We start from the raw sequence: 20,711 nt of genomic DNA, 5'->3' as shown, positions 1-20,711 counted from the left end.
TGTTAGCTGCCCCCTGCCCGTCGCCAGGGGCATGCCCACGCTTGAGCACACCTGACTGATCGTCCCTGAACTGGTCATTTGGCCGGATCGAGAGCGCCTGTCTTCTGTGTCGGCTGGGACCGGTACGCGCGTAGTGAGTCCGAGCCCTCGGAAGGACCCCCTCTTGGCCGCCTCGCGCAACGCCTCGACCAATACGAACAACGGTGCCAGCACTGCCCCGCTGCGCATCTCCTTTGCAAAGATCAAGGAACCCCTCGAGGTTCCGAACCTCCTGGCGCTGCAGACCGAAAGCTTTGACTGGCTGCTCGGGAACGCCGCCTGGAAGTCTCGCGTCGAGTCGGCGCTTGAGAGTGGACAGGACGTCCCCACCAAGTCCGGTCTGGAAGAGATCTTCGAGGAGATCTCGCCGATCGAGGACTTCTCCGGGTCGATGTCGCTGACCTTCCGCGACCACCGTTTCGAGCCGGCGAAGAACTCTGTCGACGAGTGCAAGGACCGCGACTTCACGTTCGCGGCGCCGCTGTTCGTCACGGCCGAGTTCACGAACAACGAGACCGGAGAGATCAAGTCTCAGACGGTCTTCATGGGCGATTTCCCGCTCATGACCAACAAGGGCACCTTCGTCATCAACGGCACCGAGCGTGTCGTCGTGTCGCAGCTTGTCCGCTCCCCCGGTGTCTACTTCGACTCCTCCATCGACAAGACGTCCGACAAGGACATCTTCGCCGCCAAGATCATCCCGTCCCGGGGTGCCTGGCTTGAGATGGAGATCGACAAGCGCGACATGGTCGGTGTTCGCATCGACCGCAAGCGCAAGCAGTCCGTCACCGTTCTCCTGAAGGCTCTCGGTTGGACCACCGAGCAGATCCTGGAGGAGTTCGGCGAGTACGAGTCCATGCGCGCCACCCTGGAGAAGGACCACACCCAGGGTCAGGACGACGCGCTGCTCGACATCTACCGCAAGCTGCGTCCGGGCGAACCGCCGACCCGCGAGGCCGCTCAGACGCTGCTCGAGAACCTCTACTTCAACCCGAAGCGCTACGACCTCGCGAAGGTCGGCCGCTACAAGGTGAACAAGAAGCTCGGCGCGGAAGAGCCGCTGAACGCCGGTGTGCTCACCACCGACGACATCATCGCGACCATCCGTTACCTCGTGAAGCTCCACGCGGGCGAGACCGAGACCACCGGTGAGTCGGGTCGTTCGATCGTCGTCGAGACCGACGACATCGACCACTTCGGCAACCGTCGTCTGCGCAACGTCGGCGAGCTCATCCAGAACCAGGTCCGCACGGGTCTGGCTCGTATGGAGCGCGTCGTCCGCGAGCGGATGACGACCCAGGACGTCGAGGCGATCACGCCGCAGACCCTGATCAACATCCGGCCGGTCGTCGCCTCCATCAAGGAGTTCTTCGGCACCAGCCAGCTGTCGCAGTTCATGGACCAGAACAACCCGCTGTCGGGTCTGACGCACAAGCGTCGTCTCTCGGCTCTGGGTCCCGGTGGTCTGTCCCGTGAGCGGGCCGGCTTCGAGGTCCGTGACGTTCACCCGTCGCACTACGGCCGCATGTGCCCGATCGAGACCCCTGAAGGCCCGAACATCGGTCTGATCGGCTCGCTCGCGTCCTACGGTCGCGTCAACGCGTTCGGCTTCGTCGAGACCCCGTACCGCAAGGTCATCGACGGTGTCGTCACCGACGACGTCGACTACCTGACCGCGGACGAGGAAGACCGCTTCGTCATCGCCCAGGCCAACGCCGGCCTGTCCGAGGACATGCGCTTCACCGAGAACCGCGTGCTGGTTCGTCGTCGTGGCGGCGAGATCGACTACATCGCCGGCGACGACGTCGACTACATGGACGTCTCCCCGCGCCAGATGGTGTCCGTCGCGACCGCGATGATCCCCTTCCTGGAGCACGACGACGCCAACCGTGCCCTCATGGGCGCGAACATGATGCGCCAGGCCGTTCCGCTCATCAAGGCGGAGGCGCCGCTCGTCGGCACCGGCATGGAGTACCGCTGTGCGGTCGACGCCGGTGACTCGATCCGTGCGGAGAAGGACGGTGTCGTCCAGGAGGTCTCGGCCGACTACATCACCGTCGCCAACGACGACGGCACGTACACCACGTACCGCGTCGCGAAGTTCTCCCGCTCGAACCAGGGCACCTCGGTCAACCAGAAGGTCATCGTCAACGAGGGTGACCGGATCATCGAGTCCCAGGTCCTCGCCGACGGTCCTGCGACCGAAGAGGGCGAAATGGCCCTCGGCAAGAACCTGCTCGTGGCGTTCATGCCCTGGGAAGGTCACAACTACGAGGACGCGATCATCCTGTCGCAGCGCCTCGTACAGGACGACGTCCTCTCCTCGATCCACATCGAGGAGCACGAGGTCGACGCCCGTGACACCAAGCTGGGCCCGGAGGAGATCACCCGGGACATCCCGAACGTCTCCGAAGAGGTCCTCGCGGACCTCGACGAGCGCGGCATCATCCGCATCGGTGCGGACGTCGTCGCCGGCGACATCCTGGTCGGAAAGGTCACGCCGAAGGGCGAGACCGAGCTGACCCCGGAGGAGCGCCTGCTCCGCGCCATCTTCGGTGAGAAGGCCCGCGAGGTGCGTGACACCTCACTCAAGGTCCCTCACGGTGAGATCGGCAAGGTCATCGGTGTCCGCGTCTTCGACCGCGAGGAGGGCGACGAGCTTCCTCCGGGCGTGAACCAGCTGGTTCGCGTCTACGTCGCCCAGAAGCGCAAGATCACCGACGGTGACAAGCTCGCCGGCCGCCACGGCAACAAGGGTGTCATCTCCAAGATCCTTCCGATCGAGGACATGCCCTTCCTTGAGGACGGCACGCCGGTCGACATCATCCTGAACCCGCTGGGTGTCCCGTCCCGAATGAACCCGGGACAGGTCCTGGAGATCCACCTCGGCTGGCTCGCCAGCCGCGGCTGGGACGTCTCCGGTCTGGGCGAGGAGTGGGCCGAGCGCCTCAAGGTGATCGGCGCCGACCGCGTCGAGCCCGGTACCAACGTCGCCACCCCGGTGTTCGACGGTGCCCGCGAGGACGAGATCTCCGGCCTCTTCGAGCACACCATCCCGAACCGCGACGGGGACCGTCTGGTCCTGCCGACCGGCAAGGCGCACCTGTTCGACGGCCGCTCCGGCGAGCCGTTCCCGGAGCCGGTCTCGATCGGCTACATGTACATCCTCAAGCTCCACCACCTGGTCGATGACAAGCTCCACGCGCGGTCGACCGGTCCGTACTCGATGATCACGCAGCAGCCGCTGGGTGGTAAGGCGCAGTTCGGTGGCCAGCGCTTCGGTGAGATGGAGGTGTGGGCGCTTGAGGCTTATGGCGCCGCTTACGCCCTCCAGGAGCTGCTGACCATCAAGTCCGATGACGTCACCGGCCGCGTGAAGGTCTACGAGGCCATCGTCAAGGGCGAGAACATCCCCGAGCCGGGCATTCCCGAGTCCTTCAAGGTGCTCATCAAGGAAATGCAGTCGCTCTGCCTCAACGTGGAGGTGCTGTCCTCGGACGGCATGTCCATCGAGATGCGCGACACCGACGAGGACGTCTTCCGCGCGGCGGAGGAGCTCGGTATCGACCTGTCCCGGCGTGAGCCGAGCAGCGTCGAAGAGGTCTGACGGGCCTGACGGGGGGCTCGCTCAAGAGCCCCCCGTCATCCCCGGGACCGTTCAGACCATGATTGAGACTCGACCCCGAAAGAGGGATTGACGCACAGTGCTCGACGTCAACTTCTTCGACGAGCTGCGGATCGGCCTTGCCACCGCGGACGACATCCGAACCTGGTCCCACGGCGAGGTCAAGAAGCCGGAGACCATCAACTACCGCACGCTCAAGCCCGAGAAGGACGGACTCTTCTGCGAGAAGATCTTCGGTCCTACCCGGGACTGGGAGTGCTACTGCGGCAAGTACAAGCGTGTCCGCTTCAAGGGCATCATCTGTGAGCGTTGTGGCGTCGAAGTCACGCGCGCCAAGGTGCGCCGTGAGCGGATGGGCCACATTGAGCTCGCCGCTCCCGTCACTCACATCTGGTACTTCAAGGGCGTTCCGTCGCGACTTGGCTACCTGCTGGACCTCGCGCCGAAGGACCTCGAAAAGGTCATCTACTTCGCCGCGTACATGATCACGTTCGTGGACGACGAGCGCCGCACCCGCGACCTCCCGTCGCTGGAGGCCCACGTCTCCGTCGAGCGCCAGCAGATCGAGAACCGTCGCGACTCGGACCTCGAAGGCCGCGCCAAGAAGCTCGAGACCGACCTGGCCGAGCTTGAGGCCGAGGGCGCGAAGGCCGACGTACGCCGCAAGGTGCGCGAAGGTGCCGAGCGCGAGATGAAGCAGCTCCGTGACCGCGCCCAGCGCGAGATCGACCGCCTCGACGAGGTGTGGGCCCGCTTCAAGAACCTCAAGGTCCAGGACCTCGAGGGCGACGAGCTGCTCTACCGCGAGCTGCGTGACCGCTTCGGCACGTACTTCGACGGTTGCATGGGCGCCGCCGCGCTGCAGAAGCGCCTGGAGTCCTTCGACCTCGACGAGGAGGCCGAGCGCCTCCGCGAGATCATCCGTACCGGCAAGGGCCAGAAGAAGACCCGTGCGCTCAAGCGCCTCAAGGTCGTCTCCGCGTTCCTGCAGACCAGCAACAAGCCCAAGGGCATGGTTCTGGACTGCGTGCCGGTGATCCCGCCGGACCTGCGTCCGATGGTGCAGCTGGACGGTGGCCGCTTCGCGACCTCCGACCTGAACGACCTGTACCGCCGCGTGATCAACCGCAACAACCGCCTGAAGCGCCTTCTCGACCTCGGTGCCCCCGAGATCATCGTGAACAACGAGAAGCGCATGCTCCAGGAGGCCGTCGACGCCCTCTTCGACAACGGTCGTCGTGGTCGTCCGGTGACCGGTCCCGGTAACCGTCCCCTGAAGTCCCTCAGCGACATGCTGAAGGGCAAGCAGGGTCGATTCCGTCAGAACCTCCTCGGCAAGCGCGTGGACTACTCCGCGCGTTCCGTGATCGTCGTCGGTCCTCAGCTGAAGCTGCACCAGTGCGGTCTGCCGAAGGCCATGGCGCTGGAGCTCTTCAAGCCGTTCGTGATGAAGCGCCTGGTGGACCTGAACCACGCGCAGAACATCAAGTCGGCGAAGCGCATGGTCGAGCGCGGCCGCACGGTCGTCTACGACGTGCTCGAAGAGGTCATCGCCGAGCACCCGGTTCTGCTGAACCGTGCGCCCACGCTGCACCGCCTCGGCATCCAGGCCTTCGAGCCCCAGCTGGTCGAAGGCAAGGCCATCCAGATCCACCCGCTCGTCTGCACCGCGTTCAACGCGGACTTCGACGGTGACCAGATGGCCGTGCACCTGCCGCTTTCGGCAGAGGCGCAGGCCGAGGCCCGCATCCTGATGCTGTCCTCGAACAACATCCTGAAGCCGGCAGACGGTCGTCCCGTCACCATGCCGACCCAGGACATGGTGCTGGGTCTGTTCTTCCTCACCACCGACGGTGAGCTCCGTGACGTCAAGGGCGAGGGCCGCGCGTTCGGCTCCACGGCCGAGGCGACCATGGCGTTCGACAACGGTGAGCTGGCTCTCCAGTCGGCCGTCGACATCCGCTTCCCGGTGGGCACCATCCCGCCGCGTGGCTGGGTGCCCCCGGTCGCCGAAGAGGGCGAGCAGGAGTTCCAGCAGGGCGACCAGTTCCGGCTGCGCACGACCCTGGGCCGCGCGCTCTTCAACGAGCTGCTGCCCGAGGACTACCCGTTCGTCGACTACTCGGTGGGCAAGAAGCAGCTCTCCGAGATCGTCAACGACCTGGCCGAGCGCTACCCCAAGGTCATCGTGGCGGCGACGCTCGACAACCTGAAGGCGTCCGGCTTCCACTGGGCGACCCGTTCGGGCGTCACCGTGTCCGTCTCCGACATCGTCGTGCCCGAGGCCAAGAAGGCCATCGTCAAGGGCTACGAGGAGCTGGACGAGAAGGTTCAGAAGCAGTACGAGCGCGGTCTGATCACCAAGGACGAGCGCACGCAGGAGCTCATCGCGATCTGGACCAAGGCGACCAACGAGGTTGCCGAGGCGATGAACGCGAACTTCCCCAAGACGAACCCCATCTTCATGATGGTTGACTCGGGTGCCCGAGGAAACATGATGCAGATGCGACAGATCGCCGGTATGCGTGGTCTGGTGTCGAACGCGAAGAACGAGACCATCCCGCGTCCGATCAAGGCGTCCTTCCGTGAGGGCCTCACCGTCCTGGAGTACTTCATCTCCACGCACGGTGCCCGTAAGGGTCTGGCGGACACCGCCCTGCGTACCGCCGACTCGGGTTACCTCACCCGTCGTCTGGTGGACGTCTCGCAGGACGTGATCATCCGCGAGGAGGACTGCGGTACCGAGCGCGGCCTGAAGCTGAAGATCGGTGTCAAGGACGAGACCGGCGCTCTGCGCAAGGCCGACGACGTCGAGACCTCCATCTACGCCCGCATGCTGGCCGAGGACGTCGTCATCGACGGCAAGGTCATCGCGCCGGCCAACGTGGACCTCGGCGACGTGCTCATCGACGCCCTCATCGCGAACGGCGTCGAGGAGGTCAAGACCCGCTCGGTCCTGACCTGTGAGTCCGCGGTCGGCACCTGTGCCTTCTGCTACGGCCGCTCGCTGGCCACCGGCAAGCTGGTCGACATCGGTGAGGCGGTCGGCATCATCGCCGCCCAGTCCATCGGTGAGCCCGGTACCCAGCTGACGATGCGTACCTTCCACACCGGTGGTGTGGCGGGTGACGACATCACGCAGGGTCTGCCGCGTGTCGTCGAGCTCTTCGAGGCCCGTACGCCGAAGGGTGTCGCCCCGATCTCCGAGGCCGCCGGTCGCGTGCGGATCGAGGAGACCGAGAAGACGAAGAAGATCGTCATCACGCCCGACGACGGCAGCGAGGAGACGGCGTTCCCGATCTCCAAGCGCGCCAAGGTCATCGTGCACGAGGGCGATCACGTCGAGGTGGGCCAGAAGCTCACCATGGGTGCCACCAACCCGCACGACGTGCTGCGCATCCTCGGCCAGCGTGCCGTCCAGGTCCACCTGGTCGGCGAAGTCCAGAAGGTCTACAACTCGCAGGGCGTGTCGATCCACGACAAGCACATCGAGATCATCATTCGGCAGATGCTCCGCCGCGTGACGATCATCGAGTCCGGCGACGCGGAGCTCCTGCCGGGCGAGCTCGTCGAGCGCTCGAAGTTCGAGACCGAGAACCGTCGCGTGGTCACCGAGGGCGGTCACCCCGCCTCCGGCCGTCCGCAGCTGATGGGTATCACCAAGGCCTCGCTGGCGACGGAATCCTGGCTGTCGGCCGCCTCCTTCCAGGAGACGACCCGAGTCCTGACGGATGCGGCGATCAACGCCAAGTCCGACAGCCTCATCGGCCTCAAGGAGAACGTCATCATCGGTAAGCTCATCCCGGCCGGTACGGGCCTCGCCCGCTACCGCAACATCCGGGTCGAGCCCACCGAGGAAGCCAAGGCCGCGATGTACTCGGCCGTCGGTTACGACGACATCGACTACTCGCCCTTCGGCACCGGCTCCGGCCAGGCTGTCCCGCTGGAGGACTACGACTACGGCCCGTACAACGGCTGAGTCGCGCCAGAGCAGTAACCGCAGGGCGGTCACCCGAGAGGGTGGCCGCCCTGCGGCGTTTCCGGGTCCGGTGGGATCAGCGGGTGCGGCCGTCGCCCCGCTGGGGCTGCTGCTGCGGAGCGGAGGCCGGCCTGCCGGGGGTCCGCGGGGGTGCGGCCGGGGAAGTCGTGGCGGCGCCCGGGAGCGCCCCGCCGCCGCGCAGCCGTGCGGCCGCGGCGACCGAGACCGGGGTGGAGGGGGCGCCGGCCGTGGGGGCGCCGGCCGTGGCGGCGGGTGCGGCCGCGGAGGCCGCCGCGGCGAACCCGGCACGGTCCAGGAACGGGCCGGCGGTCACCTTCCATGGGGTGACGTGGGGATCCACCTCCTGGCGGACCACCCGTTCCATGAGGGTGGCCATCTCCACCGGTCCGATGCCGCCGGGTACGGGGGTGATGTGCTGCGGTATCCCGGCGGCCTCGGGGCGGATGTCGCCGCGGACGCTGCCGTCCGGCTGGGGGACGAAGCCCGAGTCGATCACGACCCGGTGGTGGGGCTGGATGTGGTCGGGTCCGAGGATGCCCGGGTTGCCCGTGACGGAGATGACGATGTCGGCCTGCCGGACCCGGCCCAGGTCGTCGCCTTGGTCCAGGGTGATCGGGTCGTGGCCGTTCTCCCGGAGCAGTCCGACGACGCCCTGGCCGACGAAGCCCTTGCTGCCGACCACGGCGATGGAGGGCATGTCCTGGGCGAAGGGCTCGGCGACCCGGTAGATGCCCTCGGCGGTGGCGCAGGCCGGGTACGGAGAGCGGCCCTTGAGCAGGGCGTCGATGTCTTTCGCCGGGTCCAGGTGGGCGACGACCGGCATGAGGTTGATCGGCGGCGGGAACTGAATGATGATCGCGCGGGTGCTCGGGTCCGCGTTGTGGCGTTCCAGGACCTTCTGGAAGCCGGCACGGTCGGTCCCGGGCGGCAGGATCACGTGCTCGGCCTTGAAGCCGAGGTGTTCGAACGCCTTCACCTTCTGTTCGGCGGACACGCGGGAGGCCTCCAGGCGGATCCGCCAGTCCGGCGGGTCGTCCCGGGCCGGGGCGAACCGGATGATCGTGACCTTCTGTTCTCGGGGCCGGACGATCTCCTGGTAGTGCGCGTACAGCTCGCGGGCCTGGCGCAGGACGTCCCGGCCCGAAACCAGTTCCGTCACGTCAGGGGACCCAGTCCGGCCAGGACCTCGGGGACGGGCGTCAGCGGGTGGCCGCCGAGCAGCCGGGTCACCTCGTCCGCGGTCAGCTCCCGGTCGCCCTCGTAGTCGTCCGCGTACCCGGTCCCGGTGACGTCGAGGGAGATCGCGGTGAACGTCTCGGGCCCGGGGACGTAGTGGTACGAGAAGTCGCCGAAGTGCGCGATCCACAGGACGGATCCGAGGTGGGGGCTGAGCTTGGCGCGGAGCAGGGGCAGGGCGGCCTCCGCGACGCACGAGAAGTCGTACGTGATCCCGCGGTCGTCCGGGTTGTCGGCGAGCTCCGAGACCACGGCGACGGCCTGACCGGTGGCCGGATCGTAGGCCGCGCGGAGCAGGGCGTGGGCCTCGCCGGCGAGCGGGTGCCGCCACCGGAACAGCTGGGTGATCTGGGGAAGGTCCATGTGTCTCTCCATGTGCGGGTCGGTCAGTTGTGCTTGAGCGCCGAGACGAGCAGTCCTCCGGCGGGGCCGGGTGTCACGAAGATGCCGGTGTCCTTGAGGGCCCAGGCGGGCACGACGGTGCCCGGCGGGAGGACCTTGGGGGCGCCGGTGCCGGCGGCGAGGTCGACCTCCGCGGCGGAGGTGTCGCCGAGCCCGTTGCCGACGGTCCCGTAGGCGGTGCCGGCGTCGGTGACCGACCGGACGAAGACGCCCTGCTTGCGCTGCTCGTTCTCGCTCAGGCAGGTGCCCTGGAGGCGCTGGAGGTCGAAGGCGGCGGTGCCGTCGGCGATGAAACGGCCGTTGGGGGAGGTGACGGCGCCGCCGTGCTTCATTTCGCAGGGCATGCTCGTCTCCAGCTTCCCCGTGGCGGCGTCGTGGACCGCCGTGAGCGGGGAGAGGATCTTGTCGGCCGGGGTGTGCCAGGACGAGAAGACGTGACCGCGGACGGCGGATCGGTAGACGCCGTCCATGCTGACCTCGCCCTTCTTCGCCGACGCGCCCGGCGGGATGGCGTCGAAGGAGGTCCAGGCGCCGGGGACGAGGAAGGCGCCGTAGAAGTCCTGGACCAGCCACCCCTTGCCGGTCCTGACCTCCCCGCGTCCCTTGGTGCAGGAGTCGCCGCAGGCGTCGATCGTGCCCGTCGCCGGGTCCACGGCCACGGAGCCGTTGGAGGAGCCGCTCCAGTGGACCTGGAGGCCCGTCCCGTAGTCCTCGACGCGGAGGTTGGCTTCGTCGTCGTTGCCGTTCGGCCCGCTCGTCCGGACCGGGACGTCGATCTCGCGCAGGGGGGCGACGGCGGCACCGGAGGCGTCCGCCGGGTACACCGCCAGACGGACGACCTCCTTCCCCTTGTTCAGGGCGTCCTCGCCGAGGATGCCGTGCGCCCAGGTCACGACGTACTCACGGCCGTCCTGGACGGCGGTCGACACCGAGGGCAGCTCCACCGAGTCCCCGTCGTACCCGTACTTCCCGGCGTCGGACATGGAGGCGGGGGGCTGCCACGGCCTGCCGGTGAACAGGATCCGTCCGGTGGAGGCCTGGCGCAGCCGGGTGACGTAGCCGTCCTCGGAGGCCGTGACGTACGCGACGGCGTCCGTCCGGGTGGCGACCGCGACCGGTGGCTTGGAGCTGTACTTCTTCGGCATCCAGCTCAGGCTCTGCTGCCACCCCTGGTCGGCCGCGTACGCCGGCGGCACCGTCAGCAGGACCGTGACGCCCTCGGCGGACGGGGCCGCCTTCCCGGGTGGCGCCGCGCCGTTCCGGGCGGGGTCCGGCGCCTTGCCGTCGCCCCCGCCGCACCCGGCGAGGAGCGCTCCCGCCAGGAGCGCTCCCGCCACCGCATTTCCCCTACGCACAGCTGTTCCGCCTTCGGTGAGAATCAGTACGCCTCTACCACCGGTGCCGGTTTGGCCCGGTGGGATCCTTCCTTGCATCCGGCGAACGGCCCCGCCGGGCTGCGCAGTTCGCCCATCACGGCGCCCAGGTGGTCACGGTGCCAGAGCGCGGGGCCGCTGGGCCCGGCCCCCGGGTCCGTCAGCTCCTGCCAGGCCAGCCACAGGCCGTGCAGCCGGGCCACCGCCTCCAGGTGCTCCCACCAGCGCGGACACCACGGCGAGGACGAGGTGGCCTCCCGGCCGTAGACGGGAAGCAGCAGGGCGTGGACCCAGGTGACGAGCAGCTCCAGCTCCTCCTCGTAGGCCTTGTCGTCGAGGTAGAGGATGAAGGGCGGCGGCCCGCCGGCGCCGGCGGGTGTGCTCATCGGGACGCCTCCCTCGCCGCGCGGGCGGTGATGGCCCCCACCTCGGCCTGCGCGGCCGCCTGAATGCGGTCGGCGCCCGGCTCCAGGTACCAGGGACGCAGCCGGATCAGGGCGGGCCGGACACCCGTGGCCAGCAGGAGCGCGGTGCCCTTCGGCAGCGCCCGGATCCGGTCCACGGGCAGGATCCGCTCCAGCCGGTACGAGGTCGAACGGGTGCGGCCGTCTTTGCTCCGGGAGTAGCTGACCGTGCTGACGTCCTGCTCGCCGACCAGCCGGGAGATCTTCTCCACGAAGTCCGCGTCGTCGAGGCCGGCGCCGAGCAGCTTGATCGTCGAGGCGCCCCAGAGGGCGTCCATGCCGGCCTCGCCCCACACCCGGGATCCCTGCCGGTAGCTCTGCAGCAGGGTCACGATGTTGATGCCGCGCGAGCCGAGGTGCGAGTACAGGTCCGGCAGGTCGGAGATCCGGCAGACGTTCGCGGCCTCGTCGAGGACGGCGGTCATCGGCGGTTCGAGCCGGCCGCCCATGCGCTCCGCGGCGCGGACGCCGGCCCGCAGCACGGAGTCGGCGACGGCCGCGATCACGCCGGCGGCGGAACCGCCGCCGTCCTTGGACAGCAGGTAGAGGGTGTCGGTGCCCAGGACGTGCCGGTCGGGACGGAACTCCGGCAGCACCGGGTCCGGGCTCACCCAGGCCGCGATCCGCGGGTCCAAGAGGCAGGCCACGCACTGCCGGGCCGTCTCGTAGATGCCGTCGCGGGTCTCGACGGCCCCCTGGATCGTGCCGCGGAGCTGCTCGGCGAGGGCCGTCATGCCGGCGTCGCGCAGCAGGTCGATGGGTGTGCGGTCGGCAGGGTCGGCCAGCCAGCCCAGGACCTCGTCGATGCCGCGGCCGCCCTTGCTGGCGGCATGGAAGAGGGCGGTGAGGGTGTTCTGCGCGGCGGAGATCCAGAAGTCCCGCTTGGAGGAGTCGTCGTTGACGGCGCCCACGAAGTGGCCCGCGAGCCGGCGGGCGCCCTCGATGTCGCGGGCGTCGGCGAGCATGTCCCACCACATGGCGCGGGGCGTGTGGGCGATGCCCTGCGGGTCGAACGTCCAGACCTGGCCTACCCGTTCGCGTTCGGCGCGGGTGACGCTGTAGACGTCCGACTTGTTCGAGGTCAGCAGGACGCTGCCGCGGGCGCGCAGGACGCGGGGGACGGCGATGCCGGTGGACTTGCCGGCCCGGGGGGCCATCAGGTCCAGCTCCACGTCCTCGTAGCTGGAACGCAGCTCGGGGCCGCCCGGTTCCAGGTTGCCCAGCAGGTTGCCGCTGTCGTCCGGGGTGGGCTTTCCGTTGGTGAGCTTCCGCAGCTGCGGGCGCAGTTCCAGGGCGCGGGCGGCCGCGCCCTTGGGGAGCATCGCGGCGAGCTCCTTGCGGCCGGCCAGGCCGTCGGAGCGGGCACCGCCCTTGCGCACGAGCAGGATCAGGGCCGCCACCAGTCCCAGGAGCACGCCGAACGTCACCGCGATACCGGCGCCGGACCCGGCGACGGAGGTACCGGGCCAGAGCGCCTGCGGACCGTCCTGGACCAGGGTGGCGAGGGTGCTCAGGGCGAACGGGGGAGGGTCCCAGCCCGCGCCCGTGGCGGCCGCGCCGAGCGTGCCGCCCAGCCAGGCGGACAGGAAGCCGAGGAAGACGACGGCGGCGACCCCGACGATCAGCCAGGGGAGGAGGTCCTCGGCGGAGCCGCCGCCCTTCTTCCCGGGGGCGCGTGAGGTCACCGCCCCTCCCTGGGCTTGATCAGGGGGAGCTTCCCGGCGTCGGTCCAACGGTTGTTGGTGTTGTGCAGGTTCTTCTCGGTCTCCGTGATGGCCACCTTGATGGGGATGCCCGGCCTGCCGCCGACCTTGATCAGGAAGCGGCCGCGGCCGGGCGGCTCGGAGCTGGCCGTGGGGTTGGCCCAGCCCGGAGGGGAGGACCAGGACGAGACCAGGTCGATCTCCCGCTCCGACATGCCGATGACCTTGCTGAGCTCCTCCATCTCGGTACGGGGCAGCCCCGCGCACACCACCATCCCGGCGCGCTCCACGAAACCGCGGGCCTTCGCCCGGTCGGATTCGTTGCCGAGGGCCTCGGCGTCCTTGAGCGTGTGGGTGATCTTGGCGTCGCCGAGCCCGAGCGAGCGGTTCAGGCGGGTCAGGGCGTCGATGCGTTCCACGATGCCGGAGGCGGCGCGTAGCGGCCGCCACAGCTCGTCGAGGACGGTGAAGAACCAGCGCTGCGGAGCCAGGCCCGCGTCCGCCAGGGCGTGCGCCGCGGCGACGGTGCCGAGCCCGTCCGACCACGCGGCCAGCATCGCGGCGGCGGTCAACTGGGTGTCGGCCTCACCGATGCGCGAGATGTCCACGCAGACGGCCGGGGCGTTGGGGTTGATCCGGGTGGAGGTTTCCGTGGCGAAGGTGTCGCCGAGCGGACCGTCCAGGATGCCGATCAGAGAACGGTGCAGCGGATCGACCGCCTCCTGGTAGCGCTCCTGGTTGCCGCGGTCCAGGGTGACGGCGCGGACCCGGTCCGGGCCCTCGTCGAGCACCTTGAGCAGGTCGGGCAGCAGCGGCGGCCGGCCCGGGGTGGCGCGGTCCTTGAGGTGGTGCAGGCACGCCGAGAGCACCGACTGCTCGTGGTCGTCCATGGGGCGGCCGCGCATGATGGTGATCAGCGCGGCGACCATGTTCAGCACACGGCCGTGCGCCTCCGCCTGGAGGACCCGCCCGGCCTCGCCGCCGATCCTTTCGGCCGCCTCGCCCATCGCGCCGGGGTCCAAGACGTTGATCCCGCCGACGCCGCGGCCGATGGAGATCACCTGGCCGCCCAGGGCCCGTACGGTGTCCGCGTAGTCAGGCTTGAGGTCGCCGAGGACCAGCGGCACCACACCGGTCGCGGTCATCCCGATGAGCATCCGGTTGACCAGGGTGGACTTGCCGAGTCCGGGCATGCCGAGCATGAAGAGCGACGGGTTGGAGATGTACCGGGCACGGGTGAACCAGGAGATCGGGTCCCCGCACACCGTCGCCCCGGTGTGCAGGTGCTGACCGAGCGGCACACCCGTCATGGGCGCCCCCGAACCCGCGGCGAAAGGCCACAGCCCGCACGCCTGCACGGTGGTGGCGCGCCACATCGAGGGCGGGTCCATGTGGCCGACTTGCCCGCCACCGGGACCGGCCCAGCCGCGCGACGGCGTGACGGGTGTCCGGGGCTGCCGGGGGGCCTGGGGCTGCTTCTTGCTCACAGCGTCTCCCTGAGCTGGTACGGGATGAGGGTGTGCTCCCACGGCAGCAGGCCGACCGGCAGGGTGCAGGTGAACGCGGCCGCCTGCATGCGGTCCGCGGGACGCATCAGGATGCGCGAGGAGGCCTGGAGGTTGCGTACGGTGATCGACGCGTCCGCCAGCTGCTCCTCGTCCGCCACCGTGACCGTGACCATCATCGAGAACTCGACGAGGCCGGCGCCCGAGGCCTCCTCTGCGGCGGTCTGTTCGGCGGCGCGCATCTCGGACGCGGCGCGGGCCTGGACCAGCCCGCGCCGGGAGCCGGCCATGAAGTGGGCCGAGCGGCGGTCGGCCTCCACGATCCGGGCCGACGTCCCCGGGTCGATGGGCCGGTAGACCAGCGAGACCCGCTTGCGGCGGGTGCCCTGCGCGGGCTCCAGCAGTCCGCGCAGCACGCTGGAGCGGACGGTGCCGCGCGGGGCCAGCGTGAGCATCCACGTCCGGGACACCCCGGAGTCGTGCCTGTACCCGTCGACGGTTTCTACCGCGACGGCCGGCCCCGCGTCGTGCCACTGCACCCCGGTGACACCGTGCTCGGCACGCACGTTCAGGATGTCCGGGGCGATCGCCGGGTCGTAGGCGGTGCGGACAATCTCCGAGATCTGCTCCGCGGACAGCGGAGAGGCGGAGCCGCCGCCGGCCGCGACCAGTCCGGACAGCAGGGAGGGCAGGCGCATCGACAGGTCGGTGATGATGTCGTCCTGCTTGCGCCGCGGGCCGGGCGCGGCACCGTAGGTGAGGGCGATGTACGTGTGCATCTCCGAGGACGCGGACGGGTAGCGGGCCACGACCTCCTCCATGACGGCTCGGGCCGCCGGCGGGGCGTCGGGCACGATCCGCGGCAGCACCTCGGCGGCGAGCCGGGTCCCGGTGTCGGGCGCCGTCTCGACGACGACCTGCGCCCCGCGCAGGCCGGGCTCGTGGGAGAGCCGGGCCAGCCAGTCACCCCAGGAGGCCACCCAGATGTCCACCTGTTGCGGGTCGACGAGGGATCCGCCGTCCGGCTCGCAGGCCATGACGATGGTGTAGAGGTTGCGGCCCGGGTGGTGCAGGACGCCGAAGGGGCGGCCGTAGGCGTCGTTGCCCTCCAGCATCTTCACGCGGGCGAGCATGCCGGGCGGGGAGAAGTGCCCCTCCGTACGCCGCGACAGCGGGCCGGAGACGTAGGTGTGGGAGCCGTTCGCCTTGCGCTTCATCCAGCCGATCCGCACGGCCACCATCTGGTAGACGTTGCGGCCGTCGGCGGTGCGCAGCGCGAGCGGTCCGAGGAAGAGCGCCAGCGGTATCAGGACTCCGATGGCGGCGGGGAGCGAGATCAGGGACGCGAGCAGGACGACCACGAGCCCGCCGAACGCGACGACCGTCCCGAGCAGACCGAGCGGCCCGAGGCCGGGCCTGCGGGGCCGCCGCCAGTTTCCGTAGGTAGGCCGCGCCATGGATTCGGTGGCCATGGGTTTCCTTTCGGGAGTGTTCGTCGGTGGGGTGTGGCCGGAGGGGCGGCCGGATCAGCGGGTGCGGCCGGGGGCGGGCGGGGTCTGGCCGGGGAGCCGGGGAGCGGGCGTCCGGGTCGGGGGCGCGGTGCCGGTGGCGGCGCCCCGGGGAGAACGGAGGCGCCCGGCGGCGGCGATGCCGACGGTGGTGTCGCCGCGCTGGAAGGTGGCGGTGCTCGCCGGGACGGTGGTGGCGGGCGCGGTGCGGGTGAAGGACCCGCGGTCGGTGGTGATCAGGCCGGTGGCCAGCCCGCGCTCGGCGAGCTTCCGGGCGTTCTCGCGGCCGATGGAATGGCCCTGGCCGGTGGTGGTCTTGCCATAGAGGGCGTGGATCATGCCTTCGGGGGACATCCGTCCGCCGTACCGGTCGGTGCCCTGCTCGTAGGCGAGGCGGCCCTTCAGCCAGCGGTCCGCGTTCTGGGCCAGCGAAACGTCGACGGGGACCTCTACGGAGAGGATGACGCGCTGGTCGTAGCCGTCCTGGGCGAGGCCGGACAGGAGCTGGGCGCCGACGGCCTCATTGGCGAGGGTGGCGTCGTAGAGGAGGTTGTAGCCCCCGTCGCGTGCCCATTCCTCGAACTGGTCTCGGAGGAAAGAGGCTTCTCTGTGGAGCAGGCCGGACATCTCGGCCGGGGCGAGCTCCCGCCCGAAGGGCAGGGCCATGGACCCGGGGTCCATGGCGGGGAGCCCGGCTCCCTCGAAGAGGGCACGCTTGAACAGGTCGGGGTCCAGGACGACGTAGTCCTTGATGTCCAGTCCGTGTGCGGACGCGAGATGGCGGCCCAGGTCGGGATCCTCCCGCTGCCACCGCACCAGATTGTCCTGGGCGGTGCTCTTGCCGGCGCCCGGCGCCCCCGCCGTCATCAGCACGGCCTGGCCGCCTTGAGGACGATCGCGGTTCGCCGCGATGAAACGCTCCAGGACGGTCTGGTGCAGGTCCTCCCGACCCTCCCACCGGACACCGCGGCGGAACCGCCCCTCGGTGTCCGTCGGTCCGGGAGACAAGTCGCCACCACGCGCCATCCGCCGCTGCAACTCGCCGTAGAGCTGTGCGTACTCCCCCGTCAGCATGTCTCTCCGATCAGTGATCCCATGGTCCGCGCAGGGTCAGTCCCGGGCGTCGATCCGCTGCTGGATCTCGGCGAGGTCCTCGCGGGTGATGAGACCGCGCAGCGCGGCGCCGGACACCACGCTGTGCGTGTTGTCCTGGCGGGTGGGCTCGATGACGAGGTCGTCCCGGACCTCATCCTCGAAGTCCCAGGCGGCGACGGTGGCGAGCATCTCCTCACGGGGGATGCCGCCTCGTGCGTAGAGCTGGAGGTAGGCGCGGAGAGAGGGCTGGTCCGTCATCGGTGTTCCTTTCGTGCGGGCGTCAGCAAGCCGGAGCGGGGACGCGCGGAGGCTGCCGCGCGTCCCGCGCTCGGGCTACTGGTTGTGGCCCTTCATACCGTCGTTGTCGTCCAGCGATCCGGCGACCTCGTTTGCCGCGCTGATGCCCGCCTGGACGACGACCGCGGCCGCCTGGACGGCGACTGCCGCGCCGCCCGCGGCACCTCCCGCGGCACCTCCCGCGGCACCTCCCGCGGAGGATCCTGCGCCTGCCGACGGGGAGCCCGCGGGGCCGCCTCCGCCTCCGCCTTCGCCGCTTCCGGCCCCACCGCCCCCACCGCCCCCACCGCCGCCTCCGCCACTGGCGATGCTGATGGCGCCGGAGGCGATGTTGTTCGCGACGTTCAGTGCGACGGTTCCGCCGGACGTGCCGCCGAGCGCGGCCGTCGCGGGGACGACGAGCTTGAGCAGCGCGGGCAGAGCGAAGACCGAGAGGATCAGCATCCCCATGCCGGCGATCACGCTGTCCAGGCTCTTCTCGTCCTTCGTCATCGACGTGGCGGAATAGATGATCAGCGCGGCGGCGGGCTTGTAGAGGAGCCACGCCGTGGTCCAGCCGATGTGCTTCTTCCACCAACCCTCGCCCCAGCCCGTCATCGACGAGGCCGCGGCGATGGGAAGCGTGCCGATCAGCATGATCAGGACGCCGAGCCGGATGTACATCAGGATGATCTGAACGAAGCTCGACAGCATGACCAGGATGCCGAAGATGATGATCGTGCCGGGACTCTCCAGCGCGGCGAAGCCGACGATCTTCTCGGCGTTCTCCCCGAGGTTGGCCTTGCCGTAGACCTCTTTGGCGTAGGCGTCGGAGGCCGCGTACAAGGACTGCGCGATCACGGGTGCCATGGCGCTGACGAGGATGACCTTCCACATCCCCATGAACGCCTGCTGCATGGACTGGCCCTTGCGCTCGTAGGCCATCCGGAACGCGGCGATGAGGACGGACGCGACGGCGACGTAGCCGACGATCCAGCTGGTCTCACCCATGATGGCGCCGAGACCGGTGCCCTTCTGGGGGTTCAGCGTGGTGCCGTCGCCGACCTTGAGCCAGACGCCGTTGAGAGTCTTGAGGATCTCGCCGACCGCTTTGCCGATCGCCTGGGCGAAGGCGCCCACGGCGCCGTCGGCGACGGCGCCGCCGACGCCCTTGACTCCGTCCTTGGCGCAGTCGATCGGATGGAGCACGCAGTCCTTGACGTCACCCGGGCTCGGCAGCTCAACCGGCATTTCCGCCTCCCCAGATGATGAAGCCGTCCGTTCCGGTCACCGACGCCACGCCTTCGAGGAGCGATCCCGTGAGGGTGGGACGGAGCTTCCAGTCGCCGTCCTCCCACACCACGGAAGCCGTTCCCGACGCGTAGCCCTTCTCGGGCAGTTGGATCAGCAGCATGACGGTCGCCTGGGTCGCGGAGTAGCTGAGGACCGAGAAGCCGGCGTAGGTTCCGTTGCTTCCCGGGGCGCCCTTCTTGGTCTGGTCGGCCGGCAGGCTCCCGCGCTTCTTGATGAACTCGTCGCGGCCGGCTCCGCGCGCCATCTGCCGGTCGGCCACCTCACGCCACCGCGGTCCGGTGAAGTGGGTGGAAATGCCGTGCACCGCGAGTACGGCGCCCGTCGGCGTATGGGCGTAGCAGCTCCAGAGCGGGCCGTCGAACTTGCGCGGCCCCAGCGAGTCGGACACCGGGAGCAGGTCGGTGTCCGACTGCTTCCACTGCAGGTCCGCCGGGCTCTGCGTCGGCACGTTCTGGTCGCTGTCGTTCGTGCTGCACCCCGCGGGGCGCCCTTCCGTCGAACCGGGCGGTGTCGCCGACGGCGTGGTGGCCGGCGGGCCGCTCGCCGTCGGCTGCGACGGCGCGGGCTGCCCGGTGTCGCCGGTCGTGTCTTCACCGGTCAGCAGGACGAAGCCGCCGATCAGGAACATCGCCAGCAGGAACGCGGCCGAGATCAGCCAGCCGCGCTGTTGCCAGAACGGCTTCTCCCATTCGCCGCTGCTGCCACGGGATCCTCCGGTACCCCTCATCGGTCAGCCCCCGGATCAGTTGAAGACGAAGGCGACGAGAGGGCCGGCCGTGGCCACCAGGACACAGCCGCCCAGAACCATGCCGAGACGTCCCATGTGCTCGGAGCCCTCGCCGCGGCGCATCGATATCGCCATCATGGCGCCGGTGATCAGGACGCCGGCCACTCCGGCCGCGGTGCCCGCCCAGGCCACGATGCCGAGCACGTCGTTCACCTTGGCGGTGAGTTCCGGAGGTGCGTCCATTCCGGGCTTCGGGACATCAGCCGCGAGAATGACGGCGGCGTCGCGGACCTTGCTGAGCATGAGAAATCCCCCTGGATGATGTTTTACGCCGACCAACTGGTCGAATTGTCAACGGTGTTGCGATCCAATAGCCGACGGCATCATGGCAGGGATGGCGTACAGGGCGATCGGTTGAGTCCGGCTTGTGACCGGGTCGCAGCAATTTCCGTCGAGGGCCCGGCTTCAGCCGGAGAGCAGGAAAGCGACGATCGGTCCCGCCGTGGCGCCGATGACGCAGGCGCCCAGGACCGTGGCCAGCTGGGTGAGGTGTTCGTCGCCGGTGCCCGAACGCAGTGCGATGGCCATGCGGGATCCGACGATCAGCACCCCGAGCATTGCGGCGGCGGACACGAACCACGCCATCCAGCCGAGCACGCGGTCGAGGGGGCCCGTGACGTTTTGGCCGACTGCCAGCATCCACTCCATTGCGCTTCCCCTCATGGTGGCGGTCATCGACTGCCGATCAGTTTGGACAGCGCGGAAGCCTCCCGGGGTGCCGGCCCGGACAGGTCGCCCATGCGCCAGGCCGGAATCCACGGGATCCGGTGGATCTTGACGACCGAGCCGATCACCTTGATGCGTTTGGCCAGTTCCTGGGGCAGGCGCCCGGGGGCGTCGGCGACGAGAACCACTGCCTGCAGAACGCTTCCTGACGGCTGCTCATTCTTTCGGATCATATCCAGTACCTGTGACACCGCCTGGAGTCCCGACGCGTGCGTGCGGGCCACGAGGAGGATCCTTCCGGACGCTCCGCCCGCCGGGTCGGGCCATCGGGATCCGGCGTCGAACCCGCCGAACACCGTGGCCAACGTGGTGGCTCCGGCGCCGCCGTGGGCGTTCATCCAGCTGACGGAAGAAGTCTCCGAAAGGGTCGCACTGGCCGGAAACGAGTTGTCCGCAATGGGGTGTTGGGGTGGGGCGGAGGCGTCGGCCCGTGCCGCCGCCGCGCCGACCGGTCCCCGGATCCAGATCTCCGGCCCACCCGCCGTTTCCTGATGCATGGCTTCAACTCCCCCCGTGTCGACGTCGGCCCGCCCACTCGCGTAGCGTCCTGCGTCGACAACTTAGTGCGAATCTCTGGGGATTGTTTGTGACAGTCTCGTGACCCTCTACCGGGCGGCCCCCCAGGAGACTCGCACGGGTAAACGGCATTGGAACATGT

The 20,711-nt window shown here is 69.3% G+C and carries 16 protein-coding genes; 2 read left to right on the top strand and 14 right to left on the bottom strand.

Annotated features, from left to right (window positions below; translation table 11 throughout):
• The first annotated feature begins 163 nt into the window (after positions 1-163).
• Together rpoB and ACIOD1_RS04030 are read left to right on the top strand one after the other, a co-directional pair.
• The gene (gene rpoB / locus ACIOD1_RS04035; RefSeq protein ID WP_365621657.1) at positions 164-3,646 is read left to right on the top strand and encodes a DNA-directed RNA polymerase subunit beta; all 3,483 of its coding nucleotides are present in this window, start codon (positions 164-166) and stop codon (positions 3,644-3,646) included.
• A 97-nt stretch (positions 3,647-3,743) separates the two neighbouring features.
• The gene (locus tag ACIOD1_RS04030; protein WP_365621660.1) at positions 3,744-7,643 is read left to right on the top strand and encodes a DNA-directed RNA polymerase subunit beta'; all 3,900 of its coding nucleotides are present in this window, start codon (positions 3,744-3,746) and stop codon (positions 7,641-7,643) included.
• A 76-nt stretch (positions 7,644-7,719) separates the two neighbouring features.
• Here ACIOD1_RS04030 and ACIOD1_RS04025 read toward each other — a convergent pair whose 3' ends face one another.
• The 14 genes from ACIOD1_RS04025 to ACIOD1_RS03960 all read right to left on the bottom strand — a co-directional run bounded on the left by ACIOD1_RS04025 (position 7,720) and on the right by ACIOD1_RS03960 (position 20,550).
• Positions 7,720-8,823 (bottom strand): tetrahydrofolate dehydrogenase/cyclohydrolase catalytic domain-containing protein, encoded by a 1,104-nt coding sequence (locus ACIOD1_RS04025; protein ID WP_365621663.1) that lies wholly within the window; start codon positions 8,821-8,823, stop codon positions 7,720-7,722.
• Positions 8,820-9,263, bottom strand: coding sequence for a hypothetical protein (locus tag ACIOD1_RS04020; protein ID WP_401899987.1), 444 nt, complete (start codon positions 9,261-9,263; stop codon positions 8,820-8,822). The genes ACIOD1_RS04025 and ACIOD1_RS04020 overlap by 4 nt, the downstream gene beginning before the upstream one ends.
• Before the next feature lie 23 nt (positions 9,264-9,286).
• Positions 9,287-10,639, bottom strand: a complete 1,353-nt coding sequence (locus tag ACIOD1_RS04015; protein WP_401899986.1) for a hypothetical protein — start codon at positions 10,637-10,639, stop codon at positions 9,287-9,289.
• Positions 10,640-10,680: 41 nt separating this feature from the next.
• Complete coding sequence (locus ACIOD1_RS04010; protein WP_365621670.1) at positions 10,681-11,061, bottom strand: DUF4913 domain-containing protein; 381 nt, start codon at positions 11,059-11,061, stop codon at positions 10,681-10,683.
• On the bottom strand, positions 11,058-12,824 hold the full coding sequence (locus ACIOD1_RS04005) for a TraM recognition domain-containing protein (RefSeq protein ID WP_365621673.1): 1,767 nt from the start codon (positions 12,822-12,824) through the stop codon (positions 11,058-11,060). Before ACIOD1_RS04005 ends, ACIOD1_RS04010 begins: the two co-directional genes overlap by 4 nt.
• On the bottom strand, positions 12,821-14,233 hold the full coding sequence (locus ACIOD1_RS04000; RefSeq protein ID WP_365621851.1) for an ATP/GTP-binding protein: 1,413 nt from the start codon (positions 14,231-14,233) through the stop codon (positions 12,821-12,823). Before ACIOD1_RS04000 ends, ACIOD1_RS04005 begins: the two co-directional genes overlap by 4 nt.
• A gap of 92 nt (positions 14,234-14,325) precedes the next feature.
• Entirely contained in the window at positions 14,326-15,819 is a 1,494-nt protein-coding gene (locus tag ACIOD1_RS03995; RefSeq protein WP_365621675.1) for an SCO6880 family protein, read from the bottom strand.
• Positions 15,820-15,873: 54 nt separating this feature from the next.
• Positions 15,874-16,929, bottom strand: a complete 1,056-nt coding sequence (locus ACIOD1_RS03990) for a zeta toxin family protein (protein ID WP_401899983.1) — start codon at positions 16,927-16,929, stop codon at positions 15,874-15,876.
• 36 nt (positions 16,930-16,965) lie between these two features.
• Positions 16,966-17,208 carry a hypothetical protein gene (locus ACIOD1_RS03985; RefSeq protein ID WP_401899981.1) on the bottom strand — a complete coding sequence of 81 codons (243 nt, stop codon included), beginning with the start codon at positions 17,206-17,208 and terminating at the stop codon, positions 16,966-16,968.
• A 75-nt stretch (positions 17,209-17,283) separates the two neighbouring features.
• Positions 17,284-18,477: a hypothetical protein gene (locus ACIOD1_RS03980; RefSeq protein WP_401899979.1), complete on the bottom strand. Its 1,194-nt coding sequence runs from the start codon at positions 18,475-18,477 to the stop codon at positions 17,284-17,286.
• Positions 18,467-19,267 (bottom strand): hypothetical protein, encoded by an 801-nt coding sequence (locus ACIOD1_RS03975; protein WP_401899976.1) that lies wholly within the window; start codon positions 19,265-19,267, stop codon positions 18,467-18,469. Before ACIOD1_RS03975 ends, ACIOD1_RS03980 begins: the two co-directional genes overlap by 11 nt.
• A gap of 15 nt (positions 19,268-19,282) precedes the next feature.
• A complete protein-coding gene (locus ACIOD1_RS03970) occupies positions 19,283-19,570 on the bottom strand; it encodes a hypothetical protein (RefSeq protein WP_365621689.1) in 288 nt (95 codons plus the stop codon).
• 162 nt (positions 19,571-19,732) lie between these two features.
• On the bottom strand, positions 19,733-19,990 hold the full coding sequence (locus tag ACIOD1_RS03965) for a hypothetical protein (protein ID WP_401899973.1): 258 nt from the start codon (positions 19,988-19,990) through the stop codon (positions 19,733-19,735).
• 8 nt (positions 19,991-19,998) lie between these two features.
• A complete protein-coding gene (locus ACIOD1_RS03960; protein ID WP_401899972.1) occupies positions 19,999-20,550 on the bottom strand; it encodes a DUF6668 family protein in 552 nt (183 codons plus the stop codon).
• Positions 20,551-20,711 lie beyond the last annotated feature (161 nt).

The organism is Streptomyces sp. NPDC088097 (genome assembly GCF_044741845.1).
Classification (GTDB): domain Bacteria; phylum Actinomycetota; class Actinomycetes; order Streptomycetales; family Streptomycetaceae; genus Streptomyces.
This window is presented reverse-complemented; position numbering and strand designations above follow the sequence as displayed.